The sequence below is a fragment of the Streptomyces sp. TAA204 genome (genome assembly GCF_000424965.1).
Map to the genome: position 1 here is coordinate 1 of NZ_AUKW01000028.1, position 12,255 is coordinate 12,255.

General features: G+C 72.7%; 1 protein-coding gene. It reads right to left on the bottom strand.

Annotation, left to right across the window (positions count from 1 at the left end; genetic code table 11):
- The coding region (locus tag H343_RS32665) for a type I polyketide synthase (protein ID WP_158679615.1) at positions 1–12,255 on the bottom strand (12,255 nt) is incomplete at both ends.

The window sequence follows — 12,255 nt, forward strand, 5'->3', positions numbered from 1 at the left end:
CTCCAGCACACCGGCCTCGTCCCCGGCCACCACCACCGACGACGGACCGTTCACCGCCGCAAGAGAAACCTCAGCGGTCAGAAGCGGCCGGACCTCTTCCTCCGTCGCCTCGACCGCGACCATCGCACCACCCGAAGGCAACGCATCCATCAACCGCGCACGCGCCGACACCAGAGCACAGGCGTCCTCCAACGACAACACACCCGCCACATGCGCAGCAGCAATCTCACCCACCGAATGCCCCGCCACATGATCCGGACTCACATCCAGCCACTCCACCAACCGGAACAGCGCCACCTCCAACGCGAACAACGCAGGCTGCGCCCACCCCGTCCGGTCCAGAACCCCCGGGTCGCCACCCCACACCACATCCCGCAGCGGCCGCTCCAACTCCACATCCACATACGCCGCCACCGCATCGAACGCCTCCGCGAACACCGGAAAACGCCCGTACAACTCCCGCCCCATCCCCAACCGCTGACTCCCCTGCCCCGAGAACAGGAACGCCGTACGGCCTCGTGAAGCGGTGCCCCGCACCAGTGCGGCGTCGGGGTCGCCGTCCCGCAGCGCCCCCAGGCCACGGGCCAGTCCGGCACGGTCCGAGGCGAGGACGGCGGCCCGCCGCTCGAACGCCGAGCGGCCGGTGGCCGTGCTGAAGGCCAGGTCGGTGACGGAGACACCGGGGTCGTTCTCGACCCTGGCGAGCAGTTGCACGGCCTGCGCCCGCAGGGCGTCGTCCGTGCGGGCGGAGAGCAGGACGGGCGCGAGGGCATCCGTGTCCGTCTGCCTCGGCGGCTCGTCCCCGGCCCGGGGGGCCTCCTCCAGGATGGTGTGCACGTTGGTGCCGCTGAGGCCGAAGGAGGAGACACCGGTGCGGCGTTGACGTCCGGTCTGCGGCCAGGCGGTCTCCTCGTCCAGCAGCCGGATGCTGCCGGTCTCCCAGTCCACCTTCGTCGAAGGTGACTCCACGTGCAGGGTCCTGGGCAGCACGCCGTGCTGCATGGCCATCACCATCTTGATGACGCCGGCGACGCCGGAGGCCATCTGCGTGTGGCCGATGTTGGACTTCACCGAACCGAGCAGCAGCGGCAGTTCACGGTCCTGGCCGTAGGTGGCCAGCAGCGCCTGCGCCTCGATCGGGTCACCGAGCGGGGTGCCGGTGCCGTGGCCCTCGACGGCGTCGACCTCGGCGGGCGTGAGCCGCGCGTTGGCGAGCGCCTGCTCGATCACGCGCTGCTGGGACGGGCCGTTCGGGGCGGTGAGCCCGTTCGAGGCACCGTCCTGGTTCATGGCGCTGCCGCGGACGACGGCGAGCACGCGGTGGCCGTTTCGTTCCGCGTCGGACAGCCGCTCCAGCATGACCAGGCCGACGCCTTCGGCCAGGGTCATTCCGTCCGCGGTGTCGGAGTACGCCTTGCAGCGCCCGTCCCGCGCCAGGGCCCGCTGGCGGCTGAAGCCGACGAACGCGCCCGGGGTGGCCATGACGCTGACGCCTCCGGCCAGCGCGAGCGTGCTCTCCCCGTCGCGCAGCGACTGGCAGGCCATGTGAAGGGCGACGAGCGACGAGGAGCAGGCCGTGTCGAGGGTGACGGCGGGCCCTTCCAGGCCGAAGAGGTAGGCCATCCGGCCGGAGAGGACGCTGGAGAGCGTGCCGGTGATCATGTGGCCTTCGGAGCCGCCGTCTCCGCCGGGCACACCTGTGGTGTAGTCCTGGTATCCGGCACCGATGAAGGTGCCGGTGCGGCTGCCGCGCAGCGTGGCCGGGTCGATGCCGCCGCGCTCGAACGTCTCCCAGGCCGTCTCCAGCAGCAGCCGCTGCTGCGGGTCCATCGCCAGTGCCTCGCGGGGGCTGATGCCGAAGAAGCCGGGGTCGAAGTCGGCGACGTCGTGCAGGAATCCGCCCTGTACGGAGTAGCTGCTGCCGGGACGGTCGGGGTCCTCGTCGTAGAGCCCGGCCGAGTCCCAGCCGCGGTCGGCCGGGAAGGGGGAGATGGCGTCGACCCCGCCGAGCACCAGGCTCCACAGCTCTTCCGGCGAGGTGATCCCCCCGGGGTAGCGGCAGCCCATGCCGACGACGGCGATCGGGTCGTCGTCGGAGGGGGCCGCGGTGACGGGACCGGCGGACCGGCCCTGGACGCCGAGGATCTGCGAGCGCAGGAACTCCGCGAGCGCGACGGGGTTGGGGTGGTCGAAGACCATCGTGGTCGGCAGGGACAGGCCGGTGGCCCTGCCGAGGCGGTTGCGCAGGTCCACGGCGGTGATCGAGTCGAAGCCCGCCTCGCGGAAGGCCCGGTGCTCGGCCAGCGCGTCGCCGGAGGCGTGACCGAGGACGGTGGCGGCCTCACCGCGGACCAGGTCCAGCAGGACGCGTTCCTGTTCGGCGGGGGGCAGCCCGCGCAGCCGCGCTCCGAACTCCCCCACCTCGGGCGAGGACGCCTGCTCGGCGGTCTGGATGAGCTGCCGCACCTCGGGAACCTCGTCGAAGAGGGTGGTGGGGCGCCCGGAGGTGAAGACGGGGTGGTAGCGGTCCCAGGCGACGGCGGCGACGGCGAGTTCCGTCTCGTCGTCCTCCAGCGCACGTTCCAGACCTGCCAGGGCCAGTCGGGCCTTCATGAATTCCAGCCCGCTGCGCCGGATCTCCTCCGTGTCGACGCGGCCCAGGCCGATGTCGTCGGACCAGATGCCCCAGGAGACGGCGGTGGCGGGCAGGCCGCGGGCGCGCCGGTCGGCCGCGAGCGCGTTGAGGTAGGCGTTGGCGGCCACATAGGCGCCGTGCCTGCCGCTGCCCCACATGCCGGAGATGGAGGAGAACAGCACGAACGCGTCGAGGTCGTCGCCGAGCAGCGCGTCGAGATTGGCGGCGCCGGCCACCTTGGCGTGCATGATCTCGGCGAACGTCTCGTGGGTGGCTTCGTCGATGGTGTGCGTGCCGATGACGGCGGCGGTGTGCACGACCGTGCGGACGGTGTGCCCGGCGTCCTTCAGCCCGGCGAGCATCTCGGCGACGGCGTCGCGGTCGGTGATGTCGCACGGGACGATCGTCGCCGACGCTCCCAGACCGGCCAGGTCGTCGAGGAGTTCGTCGGCGCCGGGAGCGTCGGGGCCGCTGCGGCTGGTGAGCACCAGATGCTCGGCACCGCGGTGGGCGAGCCAGCGGGCGATGTGCGGGCCGAGGGTGCCGGTGCCGCCGGTGATCAGAGTGGTGCCCCGCGGCGTCCACTCGCGCTCCCCGTCGGCCCGGGCGGGCGCGGGGGCGGGGACGAGGCGGCGGGCGAGGATGCCGGAGACGCGCAGGGCGATCTGGTCCTCGCCGGTTGTGCCGCTGAGGACGGCGGCCAGACGGGCCCGGGTGCGCTCGTCGAACGTCGCGGGAAGATCCACCACGCCGCCCCAGCGGCGGGGGTGTTCCAGCGCGGCCGTCCAGCCCACGCCCTGCACCTGCGCCTGGAGGGGACTGGTGAGGCGGTCGGAGCGGCCGGTGGTCACGGCGCCCTGCGTCAGCACCCACAGGGGTGCGTCGACTCCGGCGTCACCGAGAGCCTGGACGAGGGTGACGGTCATCGCCAGCCCGGCGGTCAGCTCCGGTCGTTCCGGGCAGGGCCGTTCGTCGGCGGCGAGCAGGGAGACGACTCCCGCGGCCTCCTGGCCGTCCTCCAGCCGGGAGGCCAGCACCGCGCGGTCGGTGCACGAGGAGTCCAGCACGATGCGCCGTACGTCGGCGCCGTGGTCGTTGAGCGCCGCCGCCACCTCGTGAGCCGCCGACTCCCCCGCTGTCCCGGTCTCCTCGGTGGTCACGAGGAGCCATGTTCCGGACAGGGAGGCGTGGTGACCGCCGGTCAGTGGCTTCCAGCGGATGCGGAAGCGCCAGGCGTCGGCGGTGGAGCGGTCGCGGTGCTGCCGGCGCCAGGAGGAGAGTGCGGGCAGGACGGCGGCGAGCGACTCCTCGTCGACGTGCAGGCTGGAGGTGAGTTCGGCCAGGTCGGAGCGTTCGACGGCCGACCAGAACTCCTCGTCGGCCGGGTCGCTCTGCGAAGGCTGCGGGTGCCTGCCGGGGCCGCCGATCCAGAACCGCTCGTGCTGGAAGGGGTAGGTGGGCAGATTCACGTGGCGGGCGCTGTGGCCCTCGAAGGCCGTCTGCCAGTCGACGGGGACACCGTTCACGAAGGCGTCGGCGAGCGAGGTGAGCACCCGGTGCGTGCCGCCGTCGTCGCGGCGCAGCGTGCCCACGACGACGGCGTCGGTACCGGACTCCGCGACGGCCTCCTCGAGTCCCGGCGCCAGTACGGGATGCGGACTGACCTCGATGAACGCCCGGTGCCCTTCGGCGAGCAGCACCTCGACGGCCTGGGCCAGGTGCACGGTCTGCCGCAGGTTGCGGTACCAGTACTCGGCGGTGAGTTCCGCACCGTCGACCCACTCGCCGGTCACCGTGGAGAGGAACGGCACCCGCGCGCGCTGCGGCTGCAGGGGGCCGAGTTCCCGCAGGAGTTCGTCGTGCAGCTCGGTGACATGGGCGGAGTGGGAGGCGTAGTCCACCTCGATGCGCCTCACGCGTACGCCGTCGCCGGTCAGCTGCTCGCACAGCTCGTCGAGAGCGCCGCTGTCCCCGGAGACCGCGACGGAGCCGGGGCCGTTGACGGCGGCGAGGGAGAGCCTCTCGCCCCAGGGCTCCAGGAGGGGCACCACGTCGGCCGCCGGCATGGCGACGGAGACGATGCCCCCGCGTCCGGCGAGTTCGCGGGCGATGGCCTGGCTGCGCAGCGCGACGACGCGCGCGGCGTCCTCCAAGGAGAGCGCGCCCGCGACGCACGCGGCGGCGATCTCGCCCTGGGAGTGGCCGATCACGGCGTCGGGTTCCACGCCGTAGGACCGCCACACCTCCGCCAGCGACACCATGACGGCGAACGACGCGGGCTGCACCACATCGACGCGCTCCAGCGAGGGCGCGCCGGGTTCCTGGCGGAGCACCCCGGTCAGGGACCAGTCGGTGTGCGGTGACAGGGCCGCGGCGCACTCGGCCACGCGGGCGGCGAAGACGGGGGACTCCTCGAGGAGTTGGGCACCCATGCCGACCCACTGGGCCCCCTGGCCGGGGAAGACGTAGGTGAGTGACCCGTCCCGGCCCGTCACGCCGGACATCACCTCACCGCCGGACGCACCGCCGCGCAGGGCCTCCAGCCCGGAGCGCAGTTCGTCGTGGGAGGTGCCCAGCACCACCGCACGGTGCTCGAAGACCGAGCGGGAGGCGAGGGCGTGGCCGATGTCGGCGGCGCTGTGCTCCGGTTCGCTCTCGAGGTGCGAGAGGACGTTCGCGGCCTGGTCGCGCAGTGCGGCTTCGGTACGGGCCGTCACCACCCAGGGCAGGGGGGCCGTGGACGGCTGCCCGTCCGTCTCGGGCGGTGCCGCGGCGGGGGTCTGCGGGGCCTCCTCCAGCACGGTGTGTGCGTTGGTGCCACTGATGCCGAAGGAGGAGACGGCGCAGCGCCGGGGCCTGCCCGTGCCGGGCCAGTCGACCGGTTCCGTCAGCGGGGCCAGTGCTCCGGAGCTCCAGTCCACGTGCGTGGAGGGCGTGTCGATGTGCAGGGTCCGGGGCAGGACACGGTGCCGCAGGGCCTGCACCATCTTGATGATGCTGGCCACTCCGGCCGCCGACTGGGTGTGCCCGATGTTGGACTTCACCGAGCCCAGCAGCAGCGGCCGGTCGGCGTCGCGGTCGCGGCCGTAGGTGGCCAGCAGCGCCTGGGCCTCGATGGGGTCGCCGAGGGCGGTGCCGGTGCCGTGTGCGTCGATGGCGTCGATCTCGGAAGGGGAGAGCCCGGCGTTGGCGAGGGCCTGCAGGATGACGCGCTGCTGGGACGGGCCGTTGGGCGCGGAGAGTCCGTTGGAGGCGCCGTCCTGGTTGACGGCGGAGCCGCGGACGACGGCCAGCACCTGGTGGCCGTTGCGCTGCGCGTCGGAGAGCTTTTCCACCAGCAGCATGCCGGCGCCCTCGGAGAGGATCATGCCGTCGGCGGCGTCGGAGAAGGACTTGCAGCGGCCGTCCTCGGCGAGGGCACGCTGCCTGCTGAAGGCGATGAGGGGCTTGGGGTTGGGGACGACGGTGACGCCGCCCGCGAGAGCGAGACTGCTCTCCCCGCTGCGCAGCGACTGGCAGGCGAGGTGCAGGGCGACCAGCGACGAGGAGCAGGCGGTGTCGACGGTGACCGCCGGGCCCTCCAGACCGTAGACGTAGGCGACACGGCCCGAGAGCACGCTCGGGGAGCTGCCGGTGATCTGGTAGCCCTCGGAGCCGTCGCCCCCGCCGCCCTCGCCGTACTCGATGTAACTGGAGCCGATGAACGCTCCGGTCCGGCTGCCGCGCAGTACGGCGGGGTCGATCCCGGCTCGTTCGACCGCCTCCCACGTGGTCTCCAGCAGCAGCCGCTGCTGGGGGTCCATGCCCAGGGCCTCGCGGGGGGAGATGCCGAAGAAGCCGGGGTCGAAGTCGGCGGCGTCGTGCAGGTAGCCGCCGCTCGTGGTGTAGGTCGTGCCGGGGTGGTCGGGGTCGGGGTCGTAGAGCGCAGCCATGTCCCAGCCGCGGTCCTCGGGGAAGTCGGTGATGGCGTCCGTGCCGGAGGCCACCAGTGACCAGAACTCCTCGGGAGTGGTGGCGGAGCCGGGGAAGCGGCAGCTCATGCCGATGATGGCGAGCGGCTCGTCGGTGGCGTCGCTCTCGGGACGCCGGACGTCGATCTGCTCGCTCTCACCGAGGAGCCGGGCGAGCAGGTGGTCGGCCAGGGCCCTGGGCGTCGGGTGGTCGAACACCAGGGTGGCGGGCAGGGACAGACCGGTGACCTTCACCAGTCGCTTGCGCAGTTCCACAGCGGTCAGTGAGTCGAATCCGGCGTCGCGGAAGGCTCGTTGTTCGCCGACTTCCTCGGCAGAGGCGTGTCCGAGGACCGCGGCTGCTTCCGCGCGTACGAGGCCGAGGAGACGGCGGTGCCGCTCGGCCTCGCTCAGGTCGCGCATCCTCTCCGCGAACTCCGAGCGCTCACCGGCGTCCTCCTCCGCGGCCTCGGCCAGCGCGCGGACCTCCGGCAGATCGCCGAGGAGCGGGCTGGGGCGTACGGAGGTGAAGATGGGAGCGTAGTTCTCCCAGTCGACGTCGGCGACGGTGACCGTGACGTCCTGGTGGAGGACGGCCCGGTTCAGCTCGGCGACGGCCAGGTGCGGCGGGAGGAAGCCGAGACCTCGCCGGAGCAGGTTGTCCGACATCACCTCGTGGGTGGCCATGCCCGCTTCCGCCCAGGGGCCCCAGGCCACGCACGTGGCCGTCAGGCCGCGGGAGTTGCGCTGCTCGGCCAGACCGTCCAGGAACGCGTTGGCCGCGCCGTAGGCGCTCTGACCGCCGCTGCCCCACACACCGGCGATGGAACCGAAGAGTACGAACATCTCCAGTTCGCGGTCGCCGAGCAGCTCGTCGAGATGGGCGGCGCCGGCGACCTTGGCCGACATCACCTCGGCGAACTCCGCGGTCCCCACGTCCTCCAGCGGCGCCGACTGGCTGATGCCCGCCGCGTGCACCACGCCGGTGAGCGGCGCTTCCTCCGGGATCTCGGCGAGGAGGGCGGCCAGCGCGTCGCGGTCGGCCACGTCGCAGGCGACGATGCGCACCCGGGCGCCCAACTCGGTCAGCTCCGCGCTCAGTTCGGCGGCTCCGGGCGCGTCGGGGCCGCGGCGGCCGGTGAGCAGGAGGTTCCGGGCGCCCCGTTGGGCGAGCCACTTGGCGACCGTCGCGCCGAGTCCTCCGGTTCCGCCGGTGACCAGGACGGTGCCGCTGGGGCTGAACTCGTCGTCGGCGGGCAGCGCGTCGACGGTGCGGTGGGCGAGCCGGCGGCCGAACGTACCGGAGGGGCGCAGGGCGAGCTGGTCCTCGCCCGCCGCACCGGTCAGCAGGACGGGCAGGCCGGCGAGGGCCGGCCGGTCCGTCTCCTCGGGCAGGTCGACGAGACCGCCCCAGCGTTCGGGGTGTTCCAGTGCGGCGACGCGTCCGAAGCCCCAGACGGCGGCCTGCGCCGGGGAGCTGACGGTGTCGGCCGGCCCGGTGGAGACCGCACCGCGCGTCAGGGTCCACACGGGGGCGTCCAGGGTCCGCAGCAGAGCCGCCGTGAGGGCGAGTCCGGTCGTCAGCGCGGGGTGCCCCTCCCAGGGCCGTTCGTCCAGCGCGAGCAGGGAGACGGCACCGGAGAGAGGCTCGGTGTCCGGCAACTGCGCGGCGAGCGCGGCGTCTTCGGCGCTGCTCGTGCCGAGCGTGACGTGGCGGACCTCGGCGCCGTGCGCGGTGAGCGTCTCGTGGACGCGCGCGGCCAGCTCCTCGTCGGTGGCGCCGGTGGTCAGCAGCAGCCACGTACCGTCCAGCACGGGCGTCGCGGGCAGGCGCAGCCGCGACCACAGGACGCGGTAACGCCAGGTGTCCAGCACGGACTTGTCCTGGCTGGACTGCCGCCAGGACGACAGCGCGGGCAGCAGGGAGACGAGTGACGCCTGCTCGTCCTCGCCGAGTGAGAGCAGGGAGGCGAGTTCGTCCGCGTCGCCGCGTTCGACCGCGGCCCACAGCCGTTCGCCGGAGGAGTCGTCGTGGGCGGGGGCGGGCTCGGCGGGTGCCTGGGGCCAGTAGAAGTCGTGCTGGAAGGCGTAGGTCGGCAGCGGGACGCGGCAGGCGCCGCTCCCGGCGAAGTACGCGGTCCAGTCCACCGGTGTGCCGCCGGTGTGGAGACGTGCCAGTGCGGTGCTCAGAGCCGTGCTCTCGGAGCGGTCGGCGCGCAGGGCGGGCACGAGTACGACGTCGGTGTCCTCGCTCCGCGCGGCCGGGGTCTCCGGCCGGACCTCCGGGCTCTCCGGATCGTCGCCGATGACGTCGCCGGCTCCGGCTCCGGACCCGCCCTCGCCGATGACGTCCTGGATCATGGCCAGCAGAGCACCGTCGGGGCCGACCTCCACGAAGGTGGCCGCGCCGGCGCGGTGCAGGGAGCGCACACCGTCCGCGAAGCGAACGGTCTCCCGCACGTGGCGGACCCAGTACTCGGGGGAGCACGCCTCCTCGTCGGTGACCGGATCACCGGTGAGGTTCGAGACCAGGGGGATGTTCGGCGGCGTGAAGGAGAGTCCTTCCAGGACGCGGCGGAAGTCCTCCAGCATCGCGTCCATCCGCGGCGAGTGGAAGGCGTGGCTGACACGCAGCCGTTTCGTCCTGCGTCCCGACTCCTCGAAGTGCGCGGCGATCTCGTGCACCGCGTCCTCGTCCCCCGCGACGACCACAGCGCGCGGGCCGTTGACGGCGGCGAGGGAGACCCGCTCGTTCAGCAGCGGGGCGACCTCGTCCTCGTGCGCTTCCACGGCCACCATCGCCCCGCCCGCCGGGAGCGCCTGCATCAGCCGCGCCCGTGCCGACACCAGCGTGCACGCGTCCTCCAGCGACAGCACTCCGGCGGCGTGTGCGGCGGCGACCTCGCCGATGGAATGCCCGGCCAGCGCGTGGGCCTTGACTCCCCAGGAGCGCAGCAGCCTGAAGAGCGCCACCTCCAGGGCGAAGAGCGCGGGCTGCGTCCAGCCGGTCTCGTCCAGCAGTGACGCCTCGGCGGTGCCGTCGCCGGCGAAGAGCACGTCACGCAGCGGACGGTCCAGGTGCCGGTCCAGTGCCTGGAGCACCTCGTCCAGCGCCTCGGCGAAGACCGGGTACCGGTCGTACAGCTCCCGCCCCATGCCGGGGCGCTGGCTGCCCTGCCCGGCGAAGACCATCGCCACCTTGCCGGGCCCGGCCGCCTCGCCCTCGACGACGGCCGGGTCGGGGGAGTCGGCGGCCAGCGCGGCAAGCGCCCGCAGCAGTTCTGAACGCTCCTCCGCCACGACGGCCGCACGCTGCCCGAAGGCCGCACGCGTCGTTGCCAGGGAGTAGGCGACGTCGTTGAGCGGAACGCCCTCGGATGCCTCCACGTGGGTAAGCAGCCGCTCGGCCTGCGCCCGTACGGCACGCCGTGACTTGCCGGAGAGCAGCACCGGCACGGCGCCCTCACGGTGGTGGCCCCCGGCCGCGGGAGCCGCCGGGGCGGCCGGGGGCTGCTCGATGATGACGTGCGCGTTGGTGCCGCTGATGCCGAACGAGGACACACCGGCCCTGCGGGGCATGCCGGAATCCGGCCACGGGGAGCTTTCGGTCAGCAGCTCGACCGCTCCCTCCTCCCAGTCCACGTGGGAGGAGGGAGCGGTCACGTGCAGCGTCCGGGGCAGGGTGCCGTGCCGCACCGCCTGCACCATCTTGATGACGCCGGCGGCACCTGCGGCCGCCTGCGTGTGCCCGAAGTTGGATTTCACGGAGCCGAGCAGCAGCGGCCGTTCGCGGTCCTGACCGTAGGTCGCCAGCAGGGCCTGCGCCTCGATCGGGTCACCGAGCGACGTGCCGGTGCCGTGCGCCTCCACCGCGTCGACGTCGCCGGTCGTCAGCCCGGCGTTGGTCAACGCCTGCCGGATCACCCGCTGCTGGGACGGGCCGTGGGGCGCCATCAGTCCGTTGGATGTGCCGTCCTGGTTCACGGCCGAGCCGCGTACGACGGCCAGCACGGGGTGGCCGTTTGCCCGGGCGTCGGACAGTCGCTCCAGAACCAGTACGCCGACGCCTTCGGCCCAGCTCACACCGTCCGCCGAGTCGGAGAACGCCTTGCAGCGGCCGTCCGGGGCCAGACCGCGCTGACGGGAGAACTCGATGAGCGCGGTGGGGGTGGACATGACGGTCACGCCGCCTGCCAGGGCCAGCGAGCACTCCCCCGCACGCAGGGCCTGCATCGCCCAGTGCATCGCGACCAACGAGGAGGAGCAGGCGGTGTCGACGGTCACGGCGGGGCCTTCCAGGCCCAGGGTGTAGGACACACGTCCGGAGACGATGCTCGGGGAGGTGCCACTGCCCTGGTAGCCCTCGAAGTCGCCGCCGCCGAGCCGTGCGCCGTAGTCGTTGTACATCACGCCGGCGAAGACGCCGGTCTGGCTGCCCCGGAGCGACTCCGGGTCGATGCTGGCGTGTTCGAGCGCCTCCCACGTCGTCTCCAGCAGCAGCCGCTGCTGCGAATCGGTGGCCAGCGCCTCGCGGGGGGACATGCCGAAGAAGCCCGCGTCGAACTCACCCGCGTCGTGCAGGAATCCGCCCGAACGCGAGTACGTGGTTCCCGGGTGGTCGGGGTCGGGGTGGTACAGCCGCTCCAGGTCCCAGCCGCGGTTGGCGGGCAGACCCGAGACCGCGTCTCCGCCCTCGGCGACCAGGCGCCACAGGTCCTCGGGTGAGCCCACTCCGCCCGGGTACCGGCAGCCCATGCCGACGATCACGATCGGGTCGTCGGTCGTCGCGGCACTCGCCCGCCCGGGCTCGGCGACGGCCGTCGCGGAACCGAGCAGTTCCCCGGCGAGGTGGTCGGTGAGCACGTCCGGTGTGGGGTGGTCGAAGACCATGGTGGCCGGCAGCCGCAGACCGGTCGCGGCAGTCAACTGGTTGCGCAGTTCGACGGCGGTGAGCGAGTCGAAACCCAGGTCCCGGAACTGGCGGACCGGGTCGATCTCGCCACCGTCGGCGTGTCCCAGTACGGCGGCGGCGTGTCCGCGCACCAACTGCAGGAGCGTGTCACGGCGCTCGTCCTCGGGCAGTGCTTGCAGGCGGCGCACCAGGGAGTCGGCGGTCTCGGCCCCTGCCACCGCTCTGCGTACACGGGTGCGTATCAGCCCTCGCAGCAGCGGCGGCACTTCGCCGCGTGCCTTCAGCGCGGGCAGGTCCAGCCGCAGCGGCACGAGCACCGCTTCGGCTCCCCCGAGCGCGGCGTCGAAGAGCTCAAGGCCCTCTTCGACCGTCAGCGGCGGCATCCCCGAACGCGCCATACGCTCCGCGTCCGCATCCGAGAGCATCCCGTCCTGCGCCCAGGCACCCCAGGCCAACGACACACCAGGCAGACCCAGATGACGACGATGCTCGGCCAGAGCATCCAGGAACGCGTTGCCCGCCGCATAGTTGCCCTGACCCGCACTCCCGAACACCCCCGCAGCCGAGGAGAAGACCACGAACGCCGACAGGTCCAGATCCCGGGTCAGTTCATGCAGATTCCACGCCGCATCCACCTTCGGACGCAACACCACATCCAACCGCTCCGGCGTCAAAGAGTCGATGACACCGTCATCCAGCACACCCGCCGTGTGCACCACAGCACGCACCTCGTGCCGCTCCAACAACCCCGCCAGGGC